At 70.3% G+C, this 25,189-nt stretch carries 20 protein-coding genes; 11 read left to right on the forward strand and 9 right to left on the reverse strand.

The window, feature by feature from the left end:
* Positions 1 to 417 precede the first annotated feature (417 nt).
* The 3 genes from QH948_RS01470 to QH948_RS01480 all read left to right on the forward strand — a co-directional run bounded on the left by QH948_RS01470 (position 418) and on the right by QH948_RS01480 (position 4,945).
* Complete coding sequence (locus tag QH948_RS01470; protein WP_281145201.1) at positions 418 to 2,724, forward strand: RecQ family ATP-dependent DNA helicase; 2,307 nt, start codon at positions 418 to 420, stop codon at positions 2,722 to 2,724.
* Between the two features lie 526 nt (positions 2,725 to 3,250).
* A complete protein-coding gene (locus QH948_RS01475) occupies positions 3,251 to 4,162 on the forward strand; it encodes a siderophore-interacting protein (RefSeq protein WP_281145202.1) in 912 nt (303 codons plus the stop codon).
* 153 nt (positions 4,163 to 4,315) lie between these two features.
* Positions 4,316 to 4,945: a DUF1345 domain-containing protein gene (locus tag QH948_RS01480; RefSeq protein WP_281145203.1), complete on the forward strand. Its 630-nt coding sequence runs from the start codon at positions 4,316 to 4,318 to the stop codon at positions 4,943 to 4,945.
* Positions 4,946 to 6,001: 1,056 nt separating this feature from the next.
* On the opposite strand, the gene ald is transcribed toward QH948_RS01480, so the two are convergent.
* Genes ald through QH948_RS01500 form a run of 4 tightly spaced genes read right to left on the reverse strand, consistent with a single transcriptional unit; the run spans position 6,002 to position 9,657 of the window.
* Positions 6,002 to 7,123 (reverse strand): alanine dehydrogenase, encoded by a 1,122-nt coding sequence (ald, locus tag QH948_RS01485; RefSeq protein WP_281145204.1) that lies wholly within the window; start codon positions 7,121 to 7,123, stop codon positions 6,002 to 6,004.
* Between the two features lie 15 nt (positions 7,124 to 7,138).
* Positions 7,139 to 8,047: a PfkB family carbohydrate kinase gene (locus QH948_RS01490; RefSeq protein ID WP_281145205.1), complete on the reverse strand. Its 909-nt coding sequence runs from the start codon at positions 8,045 to 8,047 to the stop codon at positions 7,139 to 7,141.
* Positions 8,044 to 9,027, reverse strand: a complete 984-nt coding sequence (locus tag QH948_RS01495) for an ADP-ribosylglycohydrolase family protein (protein ID WP_281145206.1) — start codon at positions 9,025 to 9,027, stop codon at positions 8,044 to 8,046. Before QH948_RS01495 ends, QH948_RS01490 begins: the two co-directional genes overlap by 4 nt.
* A gap of 9 nt (positions 9,028 to 9,036) precedes the next feature.
* A complete protein-coding gene (locus tag QH948_RS01500; RefSeq protein ID WP_281145207.1) occupies positions 9,037 to 9,657 on the reverse strand; it encodes an HAD family hydrolase in 621 nt (206 codons plus the stop codon).
* A 46-nt stretch (positions 9,658 to 9,703) separates the two neighbouring features.
* On the opposite strand from QH948_RS01500, the gene QH948_RS01505 reads away from it, so the two are divergent.
* The gene (locus QH948_RS01505; protein ID WP_281145208.1) at positions 9,704 to 10,039 is read left to right on the forward strand and encodes a YnfA family protein; all 336 of its coding nucleotides are present in this window, start codon (positions 9,704 to 9,706) and stop codon (positions 10,037 to 10,039) included.
* Positions 10,040 to 10,056: 17 nt separating this feature from the next.
* Here the strand turns inward: QH948_RS01505 and QH948_RS01510 are convergent, their stop codons facing one another.
* The 3 genes from QH948_RS01510 to dnaB form a co-directional block, all read right to left on the reverse strand.
* On the reverse strand, positions 10,057 to 10,926 hold the full coding sequence (locus tag QH948_RS01510; protein WP_281145209.1) for an iron-sulfur binding domain-containing protein: 870 nt from the start codon (positions 10,924 to 10,926) through the stop codon (positions 10,057 to 10,059).
* A 254-nt stretch (positions 10,927 to 11,180) separates the two neighbouring features.
* Complete coding sequence (locus tag QH948_RS01515) at positions 11,181 to 11,720, reverse strand: DUF6553 family protein (RefSeq protein ID WP_281145210.1); 540 nt, start codon at positions 11,718 to 11,720, stop codon at positions 11,181 to 11,183.
* A 140-nt stretch (positions 11,721 to 11,860) separates the two neighbouring features.
* The gene (gene dnaB, locus QH948_RS01520) at positions 11,861 to 13,219 is read right to left on the reverse strand and encodes a replicative DNA helicase (RefSeq protein ID WP_281145211.1); all 1,359 of its coding nucleotides are present in this window, start codon (positions 13,217 to 13,219) and stop codon (positions 11,861 to 11,863) included.
* 692 nt (positions 13,220 to 13,911) lie between these two features.
* Between dnaB and QH948_RS01525 the strand changes: the two genes are divergently transcribed.
* The 6 genes from QH948_RS01525 (at position 13,912) to QH948_RS01550 (ending at position 20,559) form a co-directional block, all read left to right on the forward strand.
* Positions 13,912 to 14,205, forward strand: coding sequence for a metal-sensitive transcriptional regulator (locus QH948_RS01525; RefSeq protein WP_219081693.1), 294 nt, complete (start codon positions 13,912 to 13,914; stop codon positions 14,203 to 14,205).
* Positions 14,206 to 14,233: 28 nt separating this feature from the next.
* Positions 14,234 to 14,440 carry a heavy-metal-associated domain-containing protein gene (locus QH948_RS01530; protein WP_219081691.1) on the forward strand — a complete coding sequence of 69 codons (207 nt, stop codon included), beginning with the start codon at positions 14,234 to 14,236 and terminating at the stop codon, positions 14,438 to 14,440.
* Positions 14,441 to 14,459: 19 nt separating this feature from the next.
* Complete coding sequence (locus tag QH948_RS01535; RefSeq protein ID WP_438874107.1) at positions 14,460 to 16,655, forward strand: heavy metal translocating P-type ATPase; 2,196 nt, start codon at positions 14,460 to 14,462, stop codon at positions 16,653 to 16,655.
* Positions 16,656 to 16,745: 90 nt separating this feature from the next.
* Positions 16,746 to 17,891, forward strand: a complete 1,146-nt coding sequence (locus QH948_RS01540; protein ID WP_281145212.1) for a septal ring lytic transglycosylase RlpA family protein — start codon at positions 16,746 to 16,748, stop codon at positions 17,889 to 17,891.
* Between the two features lie 226 nt (positions 17,892 to 18,117).
* Positions 18,118 to 19,506, forward strand: a complete 1,389-nt coding sequence (gene fumC / locus QH948_RS01545; RefSeq protein WP_281145213.1) for a class II fumarate hydratase — start codon at positions 18,118 to 18,120, stop codon at positions 19,504 to 19,506.
* Positions 19,507 to 19,662: 156 nt separating this feature from the next.
* Positions 19,663 to 20,559, forward strand: coding sequence for a ribokinase (locus tag QH948_RS01550; RefSeq protein ID WP_281145214.1), 897 nt, complete (start codon positions 19,663 to 19,665; stop codon positions 20,557 to 20,559).
* A gap of 142 nt (positions 20,560 to 20,701) precedes the next feature.
* Here the strand turns inward: QH948_RS01550 and QH948_RS01555 are convergent, their stop codons facing one another.
* Entirely contained in the window at positions 20,702 to 21,307 is a 606-nt protein-coding gene (locus QH948_RS01555; protein ID WP_281145215.1) for a TetR/AcrR family transcriptional regulator, read from the reverse strand.
* Positions 21,308 to 21,395: 88 nt separating this feature from the next.
* On the opposite strand from QH948_RS01555, the gene QH948_RS01560 reads away from it, so the two are divergent.
* Positions 21,396 to 23,603: a glycoside hydrolase family 3 C-terminal domain-containing protein gene (locus tag QH948_RS01560; protein ID WP_281145216.1), complete on the forward strand. Its 2,208-nt coding sequence runs from the start codon at positions 21,396 to 21,398 to the stop codon at positions 23,601 to 23,603.
* A gap of 248 nt (positions 23,604 to 23,851) precedes the next feature.
* Here QH948_RS01560 and QH948_RS01565 read toward each other — a convergent pair whose 3' ends face one another.
* Entirely contained in the window at positions 23,852 to 25,132 is a 1,281-nt protein-coding gene (locus tag QH948_RS01565) for a glycosyltransferase (protein ID WP_281145217.1), read from the reverse strand.
* Positions 25,133 to 25,189 lie beyond the last annotated feature (57 nt).

The raw sequence follows: 25,189 nt of genomic DNA on the forward strand, positions 1-25,189 counted from the left end.
AGGTTGGCGGGCAGGGCCTTCGCTTCGCTGAGGGCGTTTCGACAGGCCTGTGCTGAGCTTGTCGAAGTGCTCAACGACCCGGGTGGGCTTTGACGGGCTCAACGACCAAGGGTGGGCAGGTGTTCAACGACGCGGTTCCGAGCGTGTCTCGTTCGGTTCTCTGACCTCGTCTTTGGTTCTCTGAGTTCGTCTTCGGCTCCCTGGTTTTGTTTCCACCGGTTCCCTGAGCTTGTTTCCACCGGTTCCCTGGTTTTGTTTCCACCGGTTCCCTGAGCTTGTCGAAGGGCGCCGAGCGGAGCGAGGCGGGGTCTCGGCGTCGGCGTGGACCCTTCGCTTCGCTCAGGGCGTTTCGACAGGCTCAACGACCCGCACGCGCTGGCTGGGTGACTGTCGGTGGGGTTGCCTAGGGTGGAGCCCATGCGCGATGACTGGAGCGACGTTCCACCGGACGACGACTGGGCGCCGCCGCCGGAGGATGACTTCCTGCCACCCGACGACCTTCACGGCGCGGGCTGGGAGGCAGGCCTCCCGCGCCGTGGCATCGAGCCGGAACCCCGTCAGCCGGCTGGGCCGCTGGAGCGCACCACCGTCGCCGAATGGCCTCCCGCGCCACGCGACGAGGCAGAGGCCGTGCTGCGGCGCCTCGTGGGCCGCGATGACGTGGCTCTGCGCGAAGACCAGTGGTCGGCGATCGAGGCGCTGGTCAACGACCGCCGTCGCGTGCTGGTGGTGCAGCGCACCGGCTGGGGCAAGTCGGCCGTCTACTTCGTCGCGACGGCGCTGCTGCGCGCACGGGCGGCCGGGCCCACCGTCATCATCTCGCCGCTGCTCGCGCTGATGCGCGACCAGATCGCGGCGGCCGAGCGGGCCGGCATCCGCGCGGTCACGATGAACTCCGCCAACGTGACCGAGTGGGACGAGGTGCGCGAGCGCATCGCGTCGGGCGACATCGACGTGCTGCTCTGCTCGCCCGAGCGCCTCAACAACCCGGACTTCCGCGACACGGTGCTGCCGCGCCTGTCCGCCGACGCGGGACTCGTCGTGGTCGACGAGGCGCACTGCGTCTCAGACTGGGGCCACGACTTCCGCCCTGACTACCGGCGCATCCGGGACCTGATCGCCAACCTCCCCGCCAACATCCCCGTGCTCGCCACCACGGCGACCGCCAATGAGCGCGTCACGCGCGACGTCGCCGAGCAGCTGGCCGTGCATGCCGACGGCAGGGCCGAGGACGTGCTGGTCCTGCGCGGCTCGCTGGACCGGGAGTCGCTGCACCTGGCCGTGCTGCCGGTGACGGACCAGCCGACCCGGGTCGCGTGGCTGGTGGAGGCTCTGCAGAGCTTCAAGGGGTCCGGCATCGTGTACACGCTCACGGTCGCGGCCGCGAACCAGGTCGCGGAGCAGCTTCGCGAGCGGGGAATCGACGCCCGTGCGTACACCGGGCAGACCGACAACGCGGAGCGCGAGCAGCTGGAGGCGGACCTGCTCGCCAACCGTGTGAAGGCCCTGATCGCGACCAGTGCGCTGGGCATGGGCTTCGACAAGCCGGATCTCGGCTTCGTGATCCACCTCGGCGCGCCCAGCTCACCCATCGCGTACTACCAGCAGGTCGGACGTGCGGGTCGCGGCGTCGCCGACGCCACCGTCGTGCTGGTTCCCGGCGAGGAGGATGGCGCGATCTGGAGCTACTTCGGGTCGCTGGCGTTCCCTGCCGAGCGCCAGGTGCGCGAGGCCCTGTCGGTGCTGGGCGAGCACGGCACGATGTCGCTGCCGAAGCTCGAGACCTACGTCGACCTCAAGCGCAGCCGGCTCGAGCAGATGCTGAAGGTGCTCGATGTCGACGGCGCCGTCCGCCGCGTCAAGGGCGGCTGGACGGCCACCGGCCAGCCCTGGACCTACGACGCCGACCGCTACGCGCGGGTCGAGCAGTCCAGGCTCCACGAGCAGCAGGCGATGAAGGACTACGAGGCCACCGCCGGGTGCCGCATGGCGTTCCTGAGGGCGCAGCTGGATGACCCCGAGCTGGTCGATGGCTGGCGCTGCGGTCGCTGCGACCGCTGCTCGGAACTGAACCTCCCGCCGTTGCCCGACCGCGCGGCCATCGACGCCGCCCGCGCCGCGATGGACCGCCCAGGCATCGAGATCACGGCGCGCCGACAGTGGCCCTCGGGCATGAGCGCGCTCGGCGTGAGCCTCTCCGGCCGCATCCCCGTCGACGAGCAGGCCGAGCCCGGCCGCGCCGTCGCCCGGCTCGACGGCCTCGGCTGGTCCGCGCCGCTGCGCGACCTCTTCGCCCCCGGCGCCCCCGACTCCGAGGTGCCTGTGCCGCTCAGGCACGCGCTGGCCCGAGTGCTGGAGGCGTGGCCGGAGGCATCCGAGATCGACGGGATCGTCTCCGTCGCCTCGGCCGCCCGGCCCCGGCTCGTCGAGCATCTGGCCCAGGGGTTGGGAAGGATCCTCGATCGGCCGATCGTCGGCGAGATCCGCCCGAAGACCGGCTCCGAGCCCGGCCGTCACGACGTCGGCTCGGCGCTGCGGCTGGCCGGCATCGCCGGGAGGCTTGAGATGGCACTGTCCGACCAGGCGCGCGCCGGTCTGCCCGGTCGTCGGATCCTGCTGGTCGACGACCGCACCGACTCCGGCTGGACGCTCACATTCGCAGCCCGGCTGCTCCGCCAGGCCGGCGCGTCGGCCGTGTTGCCGTTCGTGCTCGCCCAGGAGTAGCCGCCGCCTGCTTGGCTGGTCGGTGCGTCGGTGGTGCTGCTGTTCGTGCTCGCCCAGGAGTAGCAGCCCATCCGTCGGGCCCGGTCGTCGAATCGAGTCACCCCGGTCACGAGTCTCCCCGAGTTTCGGGCAGTGCCCGTTTCTCCTCGGTCTGGTGCCGAGTTTCGTTCACAGCCTGCTGGGGGGACGGCGAGCTGCGGACGAGCTTGTCGGGCCGTGTGCGCTTTTCCTGAGCGGACCGGGGAGAATCGGGCACTGCCCGATTTTCTGCTGTGCCGACGTCCTTGGGCGACTGCAGTGGCTCGGCTCTACTGCCGGCCGCGACTGCAGTGGGCACTGACGCTTCTTGGGTGGGTGCAGGTGGGTTCGCGCGAGGGCGACGAGGCGACAACTCCGAGCGTGAGGCGGACAGTCGCGAGGCGAGATGAGCAGACATGACGGCCGTCCGCGTCGTCGCAGCGCCCTGAGGGGGCGCGGCCATGGGCCGGAGGTTTAGGTAAGGCTCCCCTCATGTAATACTTGCAAGGTGACAGCTACCGTCGTCGAAGCAACCGAACGTCCGGCCTACCGCGCCTTCGAGGTGCGCGTCGCGGCCAGAACGCAGCTGAGCCCGCACTTCGTGCGCCTCACGTTCACAGGTGACGACCTCCACGAGTTCGGCACCGCCGGGCTCGACCAGCGCATCAAACTCATCCTTCCGCACCCCGTCACGGGCATGGAGACGTTCCCGCGCAAGCAGGACTGGTACTCGGACTGGCGCCTCCAGGACGAGGACTCCCGCTGCGACGTGCGGACCTACACCGTCCGGGCCGTCCGCCAGGAGCTGCGCGAGGTCGACGTCGACTTCGTGTGCCACGGCGACACCGGTCCCGGCTCGGCGTTCGCCTGCTACGCGACAGTCGGGGACGAACTGATCATCATCGGCCCCGACGACCTCAGCCCCGGTCGCGAGCTGGGCATCGACTACCGGCCCGGCTTCGTCGACTCACACCTCCTCGTCGGCGACGAGACCGCCGCGCCCGCCATCTGCGCGATCATCGAGTCGCTCGGCGCCGACGCCCGCGGGCTGGCCGTCATCGAGGTGCCCAGCGCGGACGACGCCCTGCACGTGGACGCGCCCGCCGGCATGACCGTGAAGTGGCTCGCACGCGAGGGCGCCAGGGGCGAGCGGCTGACCGCCGAGGTGCGCGACTGGGTCGCCCGCACGTGTGCCGCCCGCTGCTGCGACACCTGCGACATCGCAGCCCTCGAGATCCCCGACGACGAACTCCTGTGGGAGGTGCCCGAGGGCACCAGCGCCGACGGCGGACTCTACGCCTGGCTCGCGGGCGAGGCGGGCGTCATCCGGTCGCTGCGCCGGTTCCTCGTCGGCGACGCAGGCATGGACCGTCGTCGTGTCGCGTTCATGGGCTACTGGCGTGTCGGCGCCGAGAGCTAATCACCGCGCCTCCTTGCCGCCACCCTTCTTGGCCGACGCCACCCTTACCGACAGAGGCCACCCATCGGTGACCGAGGGTGGCCTCTGTCGGTGAGGGTGGCGTGGTGGTCAGCGTGGATGCGCAGCGCTGGCCGCGGTGGCTAGATTGACGCCATGCAGGCATCCCGCGCCGTCCACCGCACCACCCGGCTGCTGATCTGCGCGGCAGTGGGCGTCGGCGTCGGGCTGCTGGTCGCCGCGTTCGCGTCCCCGCACCTGGCCGCCTCGGCCGGCTGGACGGTCGGAGTGCTCTTGTACTGCGTCTGGACCTGGGCCAAGCTCTGGCGCCTCGACGCGAGGCAGACCGCCGCCAACGCACGCCAGGAGGACCCCGGTCGCGGACCCACCGACCTCGTGCTGGTCCTCGCCTCGCTCGCCAGCGTCGGGGGCATCGGCTTCGTGCTGCTCGCCGGTCAGGCCGCCGACGACGCGTCCGCGGCACTCGGCGCGACCACCGTCGCCGCTAGCTGGGTCCTCGTCCACACCGTCTACGGCGTCCGCTACGCCGACCTGTATTTCTCCGCGCCCAGCCCGCCCATTGACTTCGGCGACGAGGCTCCCACCTACTCCGACTTCGCGTACCTGTCGTTCTGCCTCGGCATGACCTACCAGGTCTCCGACACGACGCTGCGCACCGGCCAGCTGCGTCGCGCGGTGCTCGCGCACACGCTGCTCAGCTACTTCCTGGGCGCGGTCGTGCTGGCGTGCACCATCAACCTGGTCTCCGGGCTGGCGACGCACTGATCGACCGCCGGGAGAGGGCACGGGGCCGGGAAAGCGAGTCCCTTCGCTGCGCTCAGGGCCCTTCGACAGGCTCAGGGAACCGGGGGTTGGGCCCTTCGACAGGCTCAGGGAGCCGGGGTGGCTCAGGGAGCTGGGGGTTGGGTCCTTCGACGGGGTCAGGGGACTGGGTCGGGTCGCCGAGCTTGTCGAGGTGCCTCGAGCGGAGCGAGAGGGGTGATCCCGCGGCAGGTGAGTCCCTTCGCTGCGCTCAGGGCCCTTCGACAGGCTCAGGGAGCCGGGGGTTGGGCCCTTCGACAGGCTCAGGGAGCCGGGGTGGCTCAGGGGGCTGGGGTTGGGTCCTTCGACGGGGTCAGGGGACTGGGTTGGGTCGCCGAGCTTGTCGAGGTGCCTCGAGCGGAGCGAGAGGGGTGATCCCGCGGCAGGTGAGTTCCTTCGCTGCGCTCAGGGCCCTTCGACAGGCTCAGGGAGCCGGGGGTTGGGCCCTTCGACAGGCTCAGGGAGCCGGGGTGGCTCAGGGGGCTGGGGTTGGGTCCTTCGACGGGGTCAGGGGACTGGGTTGGGTCGCCGAGCTTGTCGAGGTGCCTCGAGCGGAGCGAGAGGGGTGATCCCGCGGCAGGTGAGTTCCTTCGCTGCGCTCAGGGCCCTTCGACAGGCTCAGGGAGCCGGGGTGGCTCAGGGGACTGGGGGGGCGGGCCCTTCGACGGGGTCAGGGGACTGGTCGGGTCGCCGAGCTTGTCGAGGTGCCTCGAGCGGAGCGAGAGGGGTGACCCCGCGGCAGGTGAGTTCCTTCGCTGCGCTCAGGGCCCTTCGACAGGCTCAGGGAGCCGGGGGTTGGGCCCTTCGACAGGCTCAGGGAGCCGGGGTGGCTCAGGGGACTGGGGGTTGGGTCCTTCGACGGGGTCAGGGGACTGGTCGGGTCGCCGAGCTTGTCGAGGTGCCTCGAGCGGAGCGAGAGGGGTGACCCCTCGGCAGGTGAGTCCCTTCGCTGCGCTCAGGGCCCTTCGACAGGCTCAGGGAACGGGTGGCTCAGGGGACCGGTGGCGCTGGCAACCGCGATCAGGAGCGCTCCAGCACCTGGGCGACGGTCGTCCACTCCTGGCCAAGGGCCTCGGCCACGGGCTGGGATGTCAGGCGGCCAGCGTGCGTTGCGAGGCCTCGGGCCAGTGCCGGATCGACGCGCAGCGCGTCATGCCACCCGAGCTGGGCCAGTTCGACCAGGTATGGCAGCGTCGCGTTCGTCAGTGCACGCGTCGAGGTCCACGGGACGGCGCCCGGCATGTTGGCCACGCAATAGAACACCGATTCGTGTACGCGGAACGTTGGGTCCTCGTGCGTCGTGGGTCGGCTCGACTCGAAGCAGCCGCCCTGGTCGATCGCCACGTCGACCAGCACAGAGCCGGGTCGCATCTGCGCGACCATCTCGTCGGTGACAAGCCGCGGAGCCCGCGCGCCGGGGATAAGCACCGTGCCGATGACGAGGTCGGCGGCCGTGACCTGCTCGCGCACCGCCAGCGCCGACGACGCGACGGTGTGGACCCGCCCTCCCCAGCGCCGGCCCGCGTCGCGGAGCTTGTCGAGGTTGGTGTCCAGCAGCGTGACGTCGGCGCCCATGCCGACGGCGACCGCGGCGGCGTTCTGCCCGGCGACGCCGGCTCCGAGCACGACGACCTTCGCCTCCGGCACACCCCCGATGCCGCCCATCAGGATCCCGCGCCCACCGTCGACCCGCATGAGCGCCTGCGCGCCGACCTGCGGTGCGAGGCAGCCGGCCACCTCGCTCATCGGGTACAGGAGCGGCAGCACGCCGGCGGCCGTCTGCACCGTCTCGTACGCGATGGACGTGGTGCCGGCCGTGAGCAGAGCCTTCGTGAGGGCGGGATCGGCGGCCAGGTGCAGGTAGGTGAACAGGACGAGGTCGTCGCGCAGCAGCGGATACTCGGAGGCGACGGGCTCCTTCACCTTGCACACGAGATCCGAGAGGTCCCAGACCTCGGCCGCCTCGTCGAGGATGGTGGCCCCTGCGGCGCGGTACTCGTCGTCGCTGATCGACGACCCGCCGCCGGCACCCGCCTCGACGGAGACGTGGTGCCCGTGGGCGGTCAGCTCGTGCACCCCGGCTGGCGTGATCGCCACCCGGAACTCGCTGTTCTTGATCTCTCGTGGAATCCCGATGCGCATGGCTGCCTCCTGGGGTCAGGCTAGGGCCTCGGCCAGCTCCGCGCTGGTGGGGCCGGCTGCCGACCCGAATCGTGAAACGGCGATGGCGGCCGCTGCGTTGGCGCGCCTCACGGCAGCAGGGAGGTCCAGTCCGTCGGCGAGGGAAGCGAGCAGCGCGCCGGCGTGCGCGTCGCCAGCGCCCGTCGTGTCGACTGGGGTGGCGGGGAACGCGGGGACGCGGAACGGCGCCTCACTGCGCCGGTGGACCCAGGCTCCGTCGGGGCCGACTCGCGCGATCACCGTCGCGTCGTCGGGCAGCCGACCCCAGATGCCCAGCGGGGCGTCGACGGGTTCCCCGATGATCCCGAGCTCGCGTTTGTTCAGGCTGAGGATCGTGGTGTGCGCCAGCACCGTGTCGAGGACGTCGCGGGGGATCTCCCCGATCAGGGGGCCGGGGTCGAGCAGCACCGTGACGGGCCGCAGCCGCGCGAGGAGCCGGGCGACGGCCGGGCCGGTCGACGGGTAGAGCAGGTCGTATCCGCTGACGTAGAGCGCGTCGTCCGCCCGCCACGCGACGGTGTCGAGGTCGGCGTCGGTCAGTGTCTGCTCGACGCCGGGGCTAGTGACGAACGTGCGCTCACCGTCGGGCTCGATGAAGCCGATGCAGCAGCCGGAGTCACCGTCGACGGCACGGACGAGCAGGACGTCGGTGCCTGTCGCGGCCAGTTCACGCCACAGCAGGTCGCCCACCAGACCGGTCCCGACGCGCCCGGCAAGTGCGGTCGGCATCCCCAGGCGCGACGCGGCGGCGATGACGTTGAACAGGCCACCAGCCTGCGCGACGACGGGACCGCCCATGACGTCGCCGCCGCGCTCCGGCAGGCGCGGGACCGTCATCATCTGATCGGCGATGACGGATCCCACGATTACGAGCCGTGGGCTCATCGGCGCATCTCCATCAGTTCGGAGGCCACGCGGCGCAGGTCGAATCCGGGGTTCGCGGCCTCCAGGAACGCCACCGCGTCAGGCGGGAAACCCTCGACGCCATGCCGCGCGCCGAAGACCGCCCCGGCCATCGCCGCGACGGTGTCGGAGTCGCCTCCGAGCGAGGCCGCGGCGCATACGCCGCGCCAGGGATCGTCGGGGAAGGCGGCGACGATCGCCAGCGCTGCGGGCACCGATTCCTGCGTCGCGACCGAGGTGCCGACCAGCGTGGCGATCGCCTCGCAGGGGTCGTCGGCGGCCGCGGCCAGCGAGATCGCCCACATGATGCGCATCGCTACCGACGGGCCGGCCGTGTCATGCCCGTGCAGCGCGCCGAGCTGGGCCGCCTCGACTGCAGTGCCGAGCTGGTCGGCGACCGTCGCGCCGTCGATCCCGGCCGACACGGCCGCGGCGATGGCGGCCGCCCCGGCGTTGCCGATCGTGGTGTTGTGCGTCAGGACGTTGACGGCGGCGAGCCGATCGACGAAGGCCACAAGCGGCAGCGCGCGGTGCGCGATCCCGAACGGCGCGACGCGCATGGCGGCGCCGTTGGTGTCGCCCCAGCGGCCGGTCTCCGTCGCCGGGGTCCCGTCCCGGAAGGCGGTGATGGCGCGCAGCGTGGAGGGGCCAAGCAGGTCCAGCGAACCCGCGGCCTCCATCCGCTCGTGCCAGGCGATGAGCTCCACCGCGAAGGCGTCGAGGTCGACGGCGCCATCGCCCTCGATCAGCAGCCGGGCGAGGATCATCGCCTGATGCGTGTCGTCGGTGACAGTGCCGGCCAGCTGGCCTGGCGAGATCGGGTTCTCTGCCGGTCCGGCATGGAAGGCGTCCAGCTCTCCGAACAGGTCGCGGATCCGCGACCTGGTGAGCAGCTGCGTCGGCATGCCAAGCGCGTCGCCGAGCGCGAGCCCGATCAGCGCCCCTTCCGCCCGCGTGTTCATGTCGCCACCCTACGGTTGCGGGGTGGCGCGGGGCAGCAGGACGCCGAGCTCCTCCAGCCAGGCGCGTGTGTCGTCGTCGTTGACGAACAGGTGGGCCTGCCAGCCCTCGGCCACGGCTGCGTCGACGTTGGCGGGCCGGTCGTCGACGAAGGCGATGCGATCGGCCGGGAGCCGCAGGTCGTCGGTGACGAGGCGGTAGATCTCGGGGTCCGGCTTGACGATGCCGTAGGTGGCGGAGACGAACAGCCTGTCGAGATCCTCGCGCCAGGGTGCCCGGTCGGCCACTACCTGCATCGCGTGGGGAGAGTTGCTGAGCACGGCCACCTGGCGTCCCGCGTGGCGACAGTCGCGCAGCAGCTGCCTGGCGTCCGGCCGCAGCCCGGTCCAGATGCCGGCATCGAGCAGCGCAAGCTCATCCATGAACTCCGCGTCGGTCGGCCGGTCGAGGGCCTCGAGCAGCGGGGCCCAGTAGGCCGCGTCGTCGACCCCGGCGTCGTATGCGTCGCGCCCGACCCAGTACAGCGGCTCGAGCCGCTCGACGGGCACGACGAGATGCGCGGCGAGCATCGGTAGCAGGTCGGGCGGGGAGGCCAGCACCTCGCCGAGGTCGAACACGACAGCCTGGATCATGCCTCGAGACTAGGGGAGCCCACCGACATGGCATAGGTTCGGGGCCATGCTCACGCTGAAGTCCATCGCGCTGTTCGTCGCCGCCGCCGTCTGCGAGATCGGCGGCGCCTGGCTGGTCTGGCAGGGCATCCGCGAGCACCGGGGCTGGCTGTGGATCGGGGCGGGCGTGGTCGCGCTAGGCCTCTACGGCGCCGTCGCGACGCTGCAGCCCGATGCCAACTTCGGCCGGATTCTCGCCGCATATGGGGGCGTGTTCATCGTCGGATCGCTGGCCTGGGGCATGGTGCTCGACGGTTTCCGTCCTGACCGCTGGGACGTGGTCGGGGCGTTGATCTGCCTCGTCGGCGTCGGCATCATCATGTACGCACCGCGCGCGGCGTGAGCCTTGACCGGCGTCGGTCAGGGGAGCGTGAGCCCTGAAGCCGATCGTGCCGCGAGCCGGTCGGCGACCAGCGAGTCAGCGCAGCGGGTCAGCTGCTCCGGGTCGGGCCAGGCGACATCGGCCAGCGACACCGGACCGTCGGCAGCGCGTAACGCGGCCATGAGCCGACCTCGGCACTGACGGTCGGTCCCCTCCCATGCCTGCGCCACGCGCGGTGCGCCGCCCCACTCCGGGCGGCCGGCCGCGAGCCACGCGCAGTGCCGGGCGACGGGGCAGGCCTCGCAGCGGGGCGCCCGCGCGGTGCAGACCACGGCGCCCAACTCCATCGCGGAGGCTGACCACAGCGCCGCCTCCGCGTCGCCGTCGGGCACCCAATCCCAGGCGCGGTTCCGCTCGGCGGCGGTCTCGTGTGGGGGCGGGTGCTCGACGCCGGTCTCGATGCGCGCCAGGACGCGGCGGATGTTCACGTCGAGGACCAACGATCGGCGGCCGAACGCGAAGGCGAGCACGGCGGCGGCCGTGTAGCGGCCGATGCCGGGCAAGGCGAGCAGCGCCGCCTCGTCGTCGGGGACCTGGCCGTCGTGGCGTGCGACGATCGCGGCCGCGGCGTCGCGCAGTCTCAGCGCCCGGCGTGGGTAGCCGAGGCGGTCCCAGGCGCGCAGCACCTCGTCGACGGGGGCGGCGGCGAGGTCGGCGGGAGTGGGCCAGCGGGTCAGCCAGACGCGCCACCGCGGCTCGACCCTCGAGACGGGGGTCTGCTGCAGCATGATCTCGCTCACGAGCACGCCCCACGGCGTGACCTCGGCGCCGCGCCACGGCAGCGGCCGGTGCCCGGCCGCGAACCAGACGGCCAGCTCATGCCGGACGGCCTCGTGGTCGTGGGTCACGGGTGTCCTTTCGCTTCGCTCAAGGCCCTTCGACAGGCTCAGGGAACCGGGTACGGCCCAACGACCAAGCTCAGGGAACCGGGTACGGCCCTTTGACAAGCTGATCGTTGAGCACTTCGACAGGCTCAGCACATGCCTGTCGAAACGCCCTGAGCGTAGCGAAGGGTCCGAGGTTCACCTCGACAAATAAGCTCAGCACATGCCTGTCGAAACGCCCTGAGCGTAGCGAAGGGTCGATGGCGAGCACCGGCGGCTCAGTCGGCCGGTGGCTCGGGGAGGCGGTCGGCGACGGCAGCCTCGACTTCGGCGTAGCGGGAGACCACGGCGCGGACTTGGTCCTGGAGGCCGGGGGCTGCGAGCAGCAGCCCGTCGAGGTAGAGGCCAGGCAGGTCGGCGGCAGGGCCGAGTAGCGCGCCGGAGTCCACCATCAGACGCGCCGCCTGCGCGTACTCCAGCGCGATCTTGCCGCGCAGTTCGGCATCGTCGAGGCGCTTGAGGCCGAAGAGGGTGCTGGAGTACTGCGGGTCGGTCAGGCAGCTGCCCCAGTAGAGCTGGGCGGCGTCACGGAGTTCTGCGTGCAGCGCGTCTACCCCGGCCTCGTCGACGGCCGCCCTTGTGCCCTTGAAGAACGCGCGGATCGTCCGTGCGACGTTGCGACGGTCGCCGCCGAGGGAGGCGTTGCGGCCCGCCACCGCCAACTCGAGCCAGAACCCGACGAAACGGTCGCCGGTGCCGAGTCGGCGGCCGAAGCGGGCGCGCTCCAGCGCGGTTCGGGGCTCAGTCACGTCTGCCATGCAGAGACCCTAACAAGCCGGTCCGCTGGCCTCGCCCTGTGGTGGCCGCAGGGCGCCGGGGGAGGGCCGGCGGTAGGCCGCACGGTCATGAGGCCGCCCGTCGCGGTGGGCCGCCGAGGAGTGCCGCCGGTCACGTCCGATCACATGGGGGCGTTGGTGAACCGGGAGTAGTGCCCCTGGAACAGGGCGTCGATCTTGCCCGTCTCGCCATTGCGGTGCTTCGGGATGTGGAAGGCGGCAAGGCCGCGCTCCTCGTCGGTGGGGTTCTGCGAGTACATCTCCGGGCGGTGGATCATGATGACCATGTCTGCGTCCTGCTCGAGCGAGCCGGACTCTCGGAGGTCGCTCAGCTGCGGGATGCCGTCTTTGCGTGCCTCGGTGTTACGCGACAGCTGCGACAGCGCGATGACCGGGATCTCCAGCTCCTTGGCGAGCAGCTTGATCTGGCGGGAGAACTCCGAGACCTCCAGCTGGCGGGACTCGACCTTCTTACCGGAACTCATCAGCTGGATGTAGTCGATGGCGAGCAGCTGCAGGTCATTGCGCTGCTTCAGGCGCCGCGCCTTGGCGCGGATCTCCATCATCGTGAGGTTGGGGGAGTCGTCGATGAAGAGGTTCTTCTCGCCGAGGACGGCCGACTTGTCCGTGATGCGCTGCCAGTCGGTCTCGTCCATTTTGCCGCCGCCGCCGCGGATGCGGCCGAGCGGGACGGAGGCCTCCGCCGACAGGATCTTCATCACGATCTCGGTGCGGCTCATCTCGAGCGAGAAGAACGCGGCGGTGAGGTCGTGGTGGATTGCGGCGCTGCGGCAGATGTCGAGCGCGAACGTCGACTTCCCGACGCCGGGTCGGGCGGCCACGATGATCATCTGGCCTGCGTGGAAGCCGTTGGTGAGCCGGTCCAGTTCCGTGAATCCGGTGGGGACGCCCGAAAGTGCGTCGCCCGAGGACTGGATGGACTCGATCTCGTCGAACGTGGGCTCCAACAGCTCGCGGATGGACTTGTAGTCCTCGGAAGCCTTCTTCTCGGTGACCTCGAAGAGAGTCTGCTGCGCCTCGTCGACGATCTTGTCGACCTCGCCCTGGCCCTGGTAGCCGAGCTGCGCGATGCGGATGGAGGCGTTGACGAGGCGTCGGAGGACGGCCTTGTCGCGCACGATCTCCGCGTAGTAGGGCGCGTTGGCAGCGATGGAGACGCTGGAGAGCAGGTCGTGGAGGTAGACGGCGCCGCCGACCTTCGCCAGCTGGCCGATCTTACCGAGCTCGCCGGCCACGGTGATGGCATCCGCCGGCTCGCCGCGGCCGTAGAGGTTGATGATCGCGTCGAAGATCGTCTCGTGGTTGGGGCGGTAGAAGTCGACGCCGCGCAGCACCTCGACGACGTCGCTGATGGCATCCTTCGACATCAGCATGGCGCCGAGCACGCTCTGCTCCGCCTCGAGGTCCTGAGGCGGGGTGCGATCGAGGTCGCGGTCGTCGTAGACCTGAGCGGCCGACATGTGCCACCTCCAACGCGCGGGAAATCTGCCGAGAGCAAGGCTAGGGCACGGGTCCGACGGTTCCTCGGCCAGCTGACGTGCCCACCGCCCACAGCTGTGGACAACTCTGTGGACGCCGTGTGGACAGCTGAGGACAACCTGGGCCGCCCCGGTGGAGGGATGTGAACGAAGCTGTGCACTTCCCCTGAGTGATGTTATCAAACCGTTATAAATGTCCCTGGCGTCTCGCTCGGGGGATTTGTCCACAAATCTCCCCGGCTCCGGAGTGCGCGCCGGCTCCTCGCCCGGCCGGCTATATCACGGCCTCCGCCGTGTGGCAATAGCTGAACCACAAGGGGTGATGCACTTTAGTGCCGTCGGATGTGTCGAGGTAGCCGAGTTCTGCATGCCAACTGCTGCCGCGAGTTGTCCACAGGCTGACCGGTCCGCTGTGGACAGCCGTCGCGGCGCCTCTCGGCGGCCCCGTGCCCTTCGCGCCTCCCGGTGGGCTCGAGCCACCGTCGGCCGTTTCGACGGCCCCGCGCCGCCGTCGGCCACCCTTGTGCGGACGCCAACGCTATTTCCCGTCTGCGGATGGGGCGGCGGCGGAGGAGGCGGTGTGCCGAGGCAGGTGGCGACGGGGGCCGTGGTTGAAAGGCGGGCGTGGTTGAACTGGATACCCCCTGGGGGTATACTCACAGAAGGAGGAACCCATGAACGAGCATGCGCATCACGGCTACACGCCTCAGAAGGCGGAGTACCTGCGTCGGCTGAAGCTGATCGAGGGCCAGGCGCGCGGGATCGCGCGGATGGTGGAGGAGGACAAGTACTGCATCGACGTCCTCACCCAGATCTCGGCCGTGACCAGTGCGCTCAAGGCCGTCTCCATGGGCCTCCTGGAGGACCACCTGTCCCACTGCGTCGCCGACGCCGCTCGCAAGGGCGGACCCGAGGCCGACGAGAAGCTCGACGAGGCCATGCAGGCCATCCGCCGGCTCGCGAAGTAACCGAACCCCATCACCCAAGGGAGCAAGAATGATCGCCACGTACACCGTCTCGGGAATGACCTGCGGCAACTGCGTCAACCACGTCACGGAGGAGGTCTCCGAGGTCGAGGGCGTGAAGAACGTCAACGTGCAGCTCGAAGGGACCATGTCGGTCGAGTCCGACGAGCGCATCCCCTTCGACTTCATCGTCGAAGCCGTCCGTGAAGCGGGCGACTACACCGTCGTCGAGGCCTGAGAAGAGGCGTAACCCACCCGTGTCCACCACCACGATCAACCTCGACATCTCGGGCATGACCTGCGCCTCGTGCGCGGCCCGGATCGAGAAGAAGCTCAACAAGGTCGACGGCGTGTCCGCGACGGTCAACTTCGCGACCGAGAAGGCGACCGTCGACGCTCCGGTCGGACTGACCGCCACCGACCTGATCGAGGTGGTGGAGAAGGCCGGCTACGGCGCGAGCCTTCCCGCCCCGACCCGGCGCAACGACGACGAGACGGCGGAGCTAGGGCGACGCGCCGTCACGTCGTTCCTGCTGAGCGTCCCCGTCGTCGCCGTGTCGATGGTGCCGGCGCTGCAGTTCGACGGCTGGCAATGGCTCGCGCTCGTGGCGTCGACGTTCGTCGTCCTCTGGCTCGGACGCGGCTTCCACAGGGCCGCCTGGGTCAACCTGCGACACGGCACCACGACGATGGACACGCTCGTCAGCCTCGGCACGCTGACCGCCTACGCCTGGTCGCTCTACGCCATGCTGTTCGGCCACGCAGGCATGATCGGCATGAAGCACAGCTTCACGTTCGACCTGGTCGCCCAGGACGCCATGGGCTTCATCTACTTCGAGGCCGCCGTCACGATCATCTCGTTCCTGCTGCTGGGTAGGTGGATCGAGGCCCGCGCGAAGAGCGAGTCCGGGGCGGCGATGCGCGCGCTTCTGGAGGTCGGGGCGAAGAGCGCGACGCTGCTGGCGGACGGTCGCGAGAGCCAGGTCGATGTCGCGAGTCTGCGCGTCGGGGACCGTGTCGTCGTGCGACCGGGCGAGAAGGTCGCGGTCGACGGGGTCATCGTCGAGGGTCGCTCCGCCGTCGACGCCTCCATCATCACGGGCGAGTCCCTGCCCGTCGAGGTGGAAGAGGGTGACGACGTCGTCGGCGGCTCCATCAACACCGTCGGCAGGCTGGTGGTGGAGGCCCGCGCCGTCGGCTCGGACTCCCAGCTGGCCCGCATCGCGCAGATGGTCGAGGAGGCGCAGACCGGCAAGGCCGACGTCCAGCGCCTCGCGGACAAGGTCTCGGGCATCTTCGTGCCCGTCGTACTCGTCGTTGCCGCCGTCACCCTGGTCGCACACCTGGCCCTGGCGCACGGCTGGACCATGGCCCTCTCGGCCGCGATCTCCGTCCTGATCATCGCCTGCCCCTGCGCTCTGGGTCTGGCGACGCCGTCGGCCCTCATGGTCGGCACGGGTCGTGGCGCGCAGCTCGGCACCGTCATCCGCGGCCCGCAGGCGCTGGAGCGGGCTCGCCGTGTGGACGTGGTGATGTTCGACAAGACCGGCACCCTGACCACCGGACAGATGTCCGTCGTCGACGTCGAGCCCGCAGACGGGGTGACCCGCGACGAGCTGCTGAGGCTGGCCGCTGCCGTCGAGTCCGGCTCCGAGCACCCGATCGCCCGCGCGATCGTCGCGTCCGTGCCCCAGCACGAGCCGGTTTCCGGGTTTGTCAACGTCGCGGGGCGCGGCGTCAAGGGCGAGGTCGACGGTCGCGTCATCTACGCCGGATCCCCTGTCTTCATCTCCGAGCTCGGCCACCTGTCCCCGACCTGGCGGGGCGACCGGCTCGGCAGCATCCTGGAGATCGCCGACGACCACGACGTGCTCGGCCGCATCGTCGTCTCCGACACCGTCAAGGACAGCGCCGCCGTCGCCGTGGCGCAGCTCAAGGACCTCGGCATCACGCCCGTGATGCTGAGCGGGGACAACGAGGCGACCGCCCGCTCCGTCGCCGGCCAGCTCGGCATCGACGAGGTGCGCGCAGGGGTCACCCCGGCCGGCAAGGTCGAGGCCGTCCATGAACTCCAGGCCGCCGGCCACAGGGTGGCGATGGTGGGCGACGGCGTCAACGACGCCGCCGCGATCGCGGCCGCCGACCTCGGCATCGCCATGGGCACCGGCACGGACGCGGCCATCGCGGCCGGCGACATCACCGTGATGCGGCACGACCTCGGCGCCGTTGTCGACGCGGTGCGGCTGGCGCGCGCCACACTGCGCACCATCAGGTCCAACCTGGTGTGGGCATTCGGCTACAACACCGCTGCCATCCCGCTTGCCGCGATCGGCATGCTGACGCCCATGATCGCGGGCGCCGCGATGGCCTTCTCGAGCGTCTTCGTCGTGCTCAACAGCCTCCGTCTGAGGGGCTTCAGGTCGTCCGCGAACCAGCTCTCCTTGAAAGATTAAGATTTCTCAGGAAGCGTTTGGAGTTTCTCAGGAAAGCCTCTAGGCTTAGGCCGTCCGGCGCACCGGACGTGGCACCCTGGAGGTCACCAGATGGCAAAGATCCTCATCCCCGCGATAGCAGGCGGGGCCGCGCTCGCCCTCGTCGGCACGGCGGCCATCGCCACGGCGCTGCAGAAGAACGACGTCACCCTCACCGTCGACGGCGTCAGCAGCTCCATCGCGGTTCGCGAGACCACCGTCGGGGACGTGCTCGACCTGGAGGGCATCGACCTCGGCTCGCACGACGTCGTCCTGCCCGCCGCCGACACCACCATCACCGACGGGATGGAGATCTCCGTCGCCTACGGCCGCGAGCTCGCGCTCACCGTCGACGGCGAGCAGCGCACAGTCTGGACCACCGCGCAGACGGTCGGGCAGGCGCTCTCTCAGCTGCAGCTCGACGACGCCGACTCCAAGCTGTCCGCCACCCGCTCCGTCGGCATCGGCCGCGAGGGTCTCGACCTCGAGGTCTCGACGCCCAAGGAGGTCATGCTCAAGGCCGACGGGGCCAGCGCGGCCGTCCGCGCCGCGGGCACCGTCGCCGACCTGCTTGCGCAGGAGGGCATCGAGGTGGACGCCGACGACGAGGTGAAGCCGTCGCCCGAGACCGAGCTGAGCGAGGGCATGACGGTGAAGTACGTCGACGTCGAGGTCAAGACCAGCACGAGGAAGGTCTCCGTGGCCTACGACACGAAGAAGGTCAAGACGGACAAGCTCGCCAAGGGTACGACCAAGGTCACAACCGAGGGGGTCAAGGGCAAGGCCACCGAGACCCACACCGACACCTACCGCAACGGCAAGCTGGTCTCGTCGGAGCTGACGTCCACCACAACCACGAAGGAGCCCGTCACCGAGGTCGTCCGCGTGGGCACCAAGGAGACCGAGAGCACCGCGTCGTCCGACCTGACGCCCGCCTCAGGGACCACCTGCCGCGCGTCCTACTACGACACGGGTTCCGTGACAGCCAACGGCGAGTCCTTCAACCCCGACGGCCTGACCGCCGCGCACCTCAGTTTTCCGTTCGGGACCAAGCTGAAGGTCACCAACAAGGCCAACGGCAGGACGACCATCGTCCGCATCAATGACCGCGGCCCCTACGTCGGCGACCGCTGCCTCGACCTGTCCCGCGGCGCGATGCGCGCAGTCGGCGGACTGTCGTCCGGCATCATCACCCTGACGTACGAAGTTGTCTCCTGAGACTATTTCCGGAAAACACCTCGATCAACTTGACTGGTCTGACCTTTGTGCGTCTATAGTTGAAGCGTGCCTCGCGAGGTGCACAAGAAGCCCGGTCCCCTGCCGCCCCCCAATGCAGCGGGCCGGGCTTCTCCTTTGCCGAGCCGCGGTTGAGCCGTGTGGCGCAGCCGGGCGGGACGCGCCGAATCGTCGGTGAGGGGTTGACCGCGGCGGTAGGTTCTAGGGCATGGGACACCGCATAGAGACTGATTCCATGGGCGACGTCGAGGTCGCCGACGACCGCTACTGGGGCGCGCAGACCGAACGCAGCCTCCACAACTTCGACATCGGCCGCGACACCTTCGTATGGGGTCGGGCGATGGTGAAGGCCCTCGGGGTGCTGAAGAAGGCCGCCGGCGATGCCAACGCCCAGCTGGGCGAGTTGACGGCCGAGAAGGGCGAGCTCATCGCCCGGGCCGCCGACGACGTCATCTCCGGAGAGCTCGACGACCACTTCCCGCTCGTGGTCTTCCAGACCGGGTCCGGCACCCAGTCGAACATGAACGCCAACGAGGTCATCGCCAACCGCGCCATCGAGCTGGCCGGGGGAGTGCGGGGCTCCAAGAAGCCCATCCACCCCAACGACGACGTCAATCGCGGCCAGTCGTCCAACGACACGTTCCCCACTGCGATGCACATCGCCGTGGTCACGGAACTCAACGAGCGCCTCTACCCGGCCATCGTCGAGCTGCGTGACGTGCTCGACGCGAAGGCCAGGGAGTACGACGACGTCGTCATGGTCGGCCGCACGCACCTGCAGGACGCCACGCCCGTGCGCCTCGGCCAGGTCATCGGCGGCTGGGTCGCGCAGATCGACTTCGCGCTCGAGGGAGTGAAGGCGGCCGACGCCCGCGCCCGTGACCTCGCGATCGGCGGCACCGCCGTCGGCACCGGGCTCAACGCCCATCCCGACTTCGGCCGGACCACCGCCGAGCGCATCTCGGCCGAGACCGGGCTTGAGTTCCGCCAGGCCGACAACCTGTTCGCGGCGCTGTCCGCACACGACTCCCTCGTGGAGGTCAGCGGCGAGCTGCGCGTGCTGTCCGGGGCGCTGATGAAGATCGCCAACGACGTGCGTTGGTACGCCTCCGGCCCCCGGGACGGCATCGGTGAGCTGCTGATCCCCGAGAACGAGCCCGGCAGCTCGATCATGCCCGGCAAGGTCAACCCGACGCAGTGCGAGGCGCTGACCATGGTGGCAGCGCGGGTGTTCGGCAACGACGCGACCGTCGGCTTCTCCGGCACGCAGGGCAACTTCCAGCTCAACGTGTTCAAGCCCGTCATGGCGCATGCCGTGCTGGAGTCGATCCGCCTCCTCGCCGACGGGGCGCGCTCCTTCAACGTCCACTGCGCCGTCGGCATCGAGCCGAACCTGCCACGGATCGAGGAGCACCTTGCCTCCAACCTGATGCTGGTCACGGCGCTGAACCGCCACATCGGCTACGACAAGGCCTCCAAGATCGCCAAGCAGGCGCACCACCAGGGCATCTCGCTGCGCGAGTCTGCGCTGGCCAACGGCCTGACCGAGCAGGAGTTCGATGAGTGGGTCGTGCCGCGCGACATGACCGGCAAGTGACCTGAGGCATCGGGGCTCTCGGCGTCGCCGAGGGCCCCGATGCGTGTCAGGCGACCAGCGAGGACCGCCCCTACGGCGGCTTCCTCGTCACCGAGGGCGTGGTGTTCGAGGACTGACGTCTCGGACCCAGCCCGCTTCACCACCCCGGAGGATCCCGTGGCCCGTGTCGTCGTCGTCGGCTCGCTGAATGTCGACCTTCATCTCCTGCTCCGCCGCCACATCCTGCCGGGGGAGACCCTCATCGCGTCCGGCGGCACGTTCTCGCCGGGAGGCAAGGGTGCCAACCAGGCCTGCGCGGCCGCACTCGCCGGCGCAGACGTGACCATGTGCGGCGCCGTCGGCGACGACTCGTCCGCCCCCGTCGCGACGACCCTCCTTGCCGAGGCCGGCGTCGACCTGACCCACGTCCGCCGCCTGTCAGGGGCGACGGGTCTGGCCGTCGTGAGCGTGGACGCGGAGGGCGAGAACACCGTAGTCGTGGTGCCGGGGGCCAACGCGGCCGTCACGCCCGGGGTGGTCAGGGGATGGGAACCCGTGATCGGGGCGGCCGACGTCGTCGTGCTGCAGGGCGAGATCCCGGCCACCAGCGATCTCGAGGTCGTCGGCTGTGGGCCGAGGCGCCTGATCCTGAACCTCGCGCCGGTCATCGACGTCGCCCCTCAGTTGCTGCTGGCCGCCGACCCGCTCGTCGTCAACGAGCACGAGGGGGCAGCGGCGCTCTCGCAGCTCGGCGGACCCGATGTCACCGAGCCGGCCGACGTCGTCGCCGGGCTGCGGGCGGCCGGGGTCGCGTCTGTGGTCATGACACTGGGGGCGGCCGGGGCGCTGGTCGCCTGGTCGGGCGGCACCGTGTCGGTTCCGTCCCCCCGGGTGCGCCCCGTCGACACCGTCGGGGCCGGCGACGCCTTCTGCGGCGCGCTCGCCGCGCGGGTCGCCGACGGGGATTCCCTCGAGGTTGCCGCGGCCTTCGCAGCGCGTTTCGCGGCGTACACGGTCCAGTTCGAGGGAGCCCAGGCCTCCTACCCCGCCCCCGGAACGGCCCTCCCCGACTGACGCACCGGGCCACATAACCCACCGTCGCGCCGACCACATCCAGGCCATGGTGCGCGGCGGCTGGCTGAACGTGCTGATCACCGACGACACCACCGCCCGACGCCTCGTCGTGACCTCCGATTGACCGCGTCGGGTGAGCGGGTCAGGGGCGGCGGCGCAGGGCGTCGACGAGGGCCCGGAGGGGGGCGACCATGTCGACGGTGGGGTCCTGCAGGAACTGCAGCTGGAGCCCGTCCGCGGCGGCCTGGAGGAGTCGGGCAGTCGTGGCGGCGTCCGGCGCAGGGTCGGGGGCGACGGTCGCCGCGGCGGTACCGGTCCCCGGCGCCGAATCGGAGTCAAGGGCCCGGGCAAGGCTGTCACGGAGCGAGGCGCCCCGCTCGAGGAAGTAGGCGTGGGCGGGGTGCTCGGGGTCGGCGGCCGCGACGGCCATCCGCGAGAACAGCTCCACCAGGCCGGGGACGCTCGCGTTGTGCTCGACGACCTCCAGGAGCGCCTCGACGGGGTCGTCGGCGTTCTCGAACGTTCGGTTGTCACGCTCGTCGCGGCGTCTCAGCACTTCAACGAACAGCTCGTCCTTCGAGGTGAAGTAGTGCAGCAGGCCCGCCTGGCTGAGCCCCACCTCGTCGGCGATCTCCTTGATGGAGGCGCCGTGGAAGCCGGCCCGGGCGACGACGTCGAGGGCGCTGACAAGGATCTCCTCGCGTCGGGCGAGGCCCTTCGCGTAGGGACCCCTCGGCTGTGTCGACATGTGCACATCTTAAACCGAACGACGCTTGCCTTTTGAAAACCTAGTGTCGTAAGGTTTTGCCTAGACATCGACGTCCCGAGAGGATCCCGTGACCAACATCACCGAACTGACGCTGGAGGAGAGAGCATCCCTCACCAGCGGAGCAGACTTCTGGACCACCAAGGCCGTCGACCGGCTGGGCGTGGCCTCGATCATGATGACCGACGGCCCCCACGGCCTGCGCAAGCAGTCCGGGGCGACGGATCATCTCGGGCTGGCGGGGAGCGTCCCCGCGACGTGCTTCCCGCCCGCCGTCGCGCTGGCCTCCACCTGGGATGCCGAGCTGGCCGAGCGCGTCGGCGAGGCCCTTGGCGTCGAGTCGGCTATCGAGGACGTGGCCGTGATCCTCGGCCCCGGCATCAACATCAAGCGCTCCCCGTTGTGCGGACGCAATTTCGAGTACCTGTCGGAGGACCCGCTCGTCGCTGGGGTGCTGGGCTCCGCGCTCGTCCGCGGCATCCAGTCGCAGGGAGTCGGCGCGTCGCTCAAGCACTTCGCAGCCAACAACCAGGAGACCGACCGGATGCGCGCCAGCTCCGACGTCGACCCCCGCACACTGCGCGAGATCTACCTGCGCGCGTTCGAGCGCGTCGTCACCGGCGAGCAGCCGTGGACCGTCATGTGCTCCTACAACCGCATCAACGGCGTCTACGCCTCGGAGGACCCGTGGCTGCTGACCGGCGTGCTGCGCGGCGAGTGGGGCTTCGAGGGGCTCGTCGTCTCGGACTGGGGAGCCGTCAATGACCGCGTCGTCGGGCTTCCCGCCGGTCTTGACCTGGAGATGCCGTCCAGCGGCGGCCGCACCGACGCACAGCTCGTCGCGGCGGTGCGTGAGCAGAGGCTGTCGGAGGCCGCCCTCGACCTCGCAGCCTCGCGCGTCCTCGACCTCGTGGCCAAGGCGGGGCGACGCCCCGCGGTTGCGGGCTCGCTCGACGTCGACGCCCACCATATGCTCGCCCGCGAGGCCGCGGGTCGGGGGATGGTGCTGCTCAAGAACGACGGCGGCCTCCTGCCGCTGCGCGCCGGGGCCAGTCTTGCGGTGATCGGCGAGTTCGCCCGGACCCCCCGCTACCAGGGGGCCGGCTCGTCGCTCATCAACCCGACCCGCCTCGACCCTGCGCTCGACGCGCTGGCCGCCGACGCCGAGGTCACCTTCGCGCCCGGCTTCACGCTCGACGGCACCGGCGACGCCGCGTCCCTGCGCGCCGAGGCCGTGGCCGCTGCGGCGGCCGCTGAGGTCGTCGTGGTGTTCCTCGGCCTCCCCGCGCTGGAGGAGTCCGAGGGCTACGACCGCACCCACATCGACCTGCCGGCCGTCCAGCTCGAGACCCTGGCCGCGGTCCACGCGGCCAACCCCAATGTCATCGTCGTGCTGTCCAACGGCGGCGTCGTGGCGCTGCCGTTCCGCGACGACGTCCCGGCGATCCTCGAGGGCTGGCTGCTGGGCCAGGCCGGCGGGACCGCCACGGCCGACGTCCTTTTCGGCCGAGTCAACCCGTCGGGCCGGCTCGCCGAGACCATCCCGCTGCGCCTCGAGGACAACCCGAGCTACGGCAGCTTCCCCGGCGAGTTCGGGCACGTGCGCTACGGAGAGGGGATCCTCGTCGGCTACCGAGGCTACGATGCGCGGGGCCTCGACGTCGCCTTCCCGTTCGGCCACGGCCTGAGCTACACGACGTTCTCCTACTCCGACCCCTCGGCCGTGGTGACCGCCGACGGCGACGTCGATGTGACCGTGCTGCTCACCAACACCGGCACCGTCGCGGGTCGGGAGGTCGTCCAGGTCTACGTCGGACGCGAGGAGTCCGCCGTCCAGCGCCCGCCCCGCGCGCTGGCGGGCTTCGCGTCGGTCGAGCTGGCGCCGGGGCAGTCGCGGTCGGTCACCGTCCGTGTGGAGCGCCGAGACCTCGCCTACTGGGATGTCCGCGTCGACCGTTGGGTCGTCGAGCCTGGCGCCTACACGTTCGAGGTCGGGGCATCCAGCCGCGACCTGTGCGGCAGCGTGGCCGTCGCGCTCGAGGGCGATCTGGTCGTCCTGCCGATCAGCCTGAACTCCACCATCGGGGAGCTCGCCGACCACCCCGCCGCGGGTGCGATGGCCCGCCAGATCCTGGCGGTGCTCGACCAGGCTGGCGACGGCGCGGCCGAGATGATGGCATCCGTGCCGATCGGCCGCATCGCCACCTTCCCGGGCATGCCGATCACGCTCGAGCAGGTCCGCGAGCTGATCGACACCGCGAACTCCGACCTCGCCTGACCACCTCGGATCGTTGAGCACTTCGACAGGCCTGTGCTGAGCTTGTCGAAGTGCTCAGCACAGGCCTGTCGAAGCGCCTCGAGCGCAGCGAAAGGTCTGCCGTGGCTGCATCGTTTCGTCAGCGCTGGCGCGCTTCCGTCAACGCCCTTCGACAGGCTCAGGGAACCGGGATCGGCTCAGGGAACCGGATCGGCTCAGGGAACCGGCTCAGCTCAGGGAACCGGATCGGGTCAGCGGACTGGATCCGGTCAGGCGTCGACGAGGGCGCCTGCAAGCTCCTCATAGATGTCGAGCATCGCGTGGGCCTGGGAGCCGATGCTCCACTGGCTGGCCAGTTCGACGGAGCGCGCCTTGGCCCGGTTGCGCCAACCATCGTCCTCCAGTCGGTCCATCACGCGGAGCAGGCCGGCGGCCAGCGACGCGGGGGTCGGGCGGGTGAACTCGCCGTTGACGCCCGGCTCGACGACCAGGTCGAGCTCGTAGTCGACGGAGACGATCGGCAGACCGGCCAGGGCGGCCTCGTGCAGCACGAGGGCCTGAGTGTCGGTCTGGCTGGCGAAGGCAAAGATATCGGCCATGCCGTAGTAGGCGCCCAGCGCGTCTCGCTTCTGCTCGCCGGGCAGGATGATGCGACCCGCGGTGCGGCCCTCCTGCAGGATCCGCTTGATGTGCGTGTAGCGCTGCCAGTCTCCCACGATGCACAGGCGTGCGTCGGGCCGCTGCGAGTGGACGAGCGTGAACGCGTCGGCGAGCAGGGGGATCCCCTTTTCCGGGGCGATCCGGCCGGCGTAGATGACCATCGGACCGTCGGGGTGCGGGAACGGAGGAGGGCCGGACGGCAGTGGGTCGACGCCGTTCGGGACGACTCGGACGGTGATGTCGGGTGCCATCTGCAGGCACCGCTTCGCGGTCTTGGGCGACGGTGTGGTCACCAGCGTCGCGCTCTCCAGCATCTTCTGGCACACGCCTAGCAGCAGCGCCGTCGACCTGCCGCGGTCCTCGTAGCGGACCTCGGCCATCTTCAGGTCGTCCGAGTCGACGAGCTCGCCGCGCGACAGGGCGGTGAATGCCCGCACCACGCCGGTCAGCAGAGGCAGGACGGCGGAGTAGTGGTCGGCGTAGGCGTCGAAGTCGGTGTGCCAGGTCAGCAGCATCGGGATGCCGAGCCGGCGGGCGGTCATGGCACCCAGCGCGCCGACGGTGCCGAAGCCGTGGACGTGGATCACGTCGGGGGCCATGTCGGCGACCCGATCGATCGTGCGCTCGAAGTGCCGGCCGTTGGCGACGCGCGTCGGCATCTTCGGCACCCTGACCGACGGCAGGCGGATCTCGGTTCGGCCGGTCCGTCCGAAGTGCGGGTTGGGGCCCTTGGCCGCAGGGGCGACGACGACGACCTCGTGGCCCGCGTCGAGCAGGTTCCCCTCGAGCTGCTGCACCGCGAACATCAGCCCGTTGCTTCCGGGCCCGTAGTTGTCGACGAACTCGGCCACCTTGATCGGCCGACGTGCGCGCTGTGCGGAGGAGGTCACCCGGACATTCTATCGGCATCCCTCAGTGCGTCGGCTCCGCCCACGGGCGGGTCGGGC

The sequence above is a fragment of the Tessaracoccus lacteus genome, from assembly GCF_029917005.1.
In the GTDB taxonomy this organism is placed as follows: Bacteria; Actinomycetota; Actinomycetes; order Propionibacteriales; family Propionibacteriaceae; genus Arachnia; species Arachnia lactea.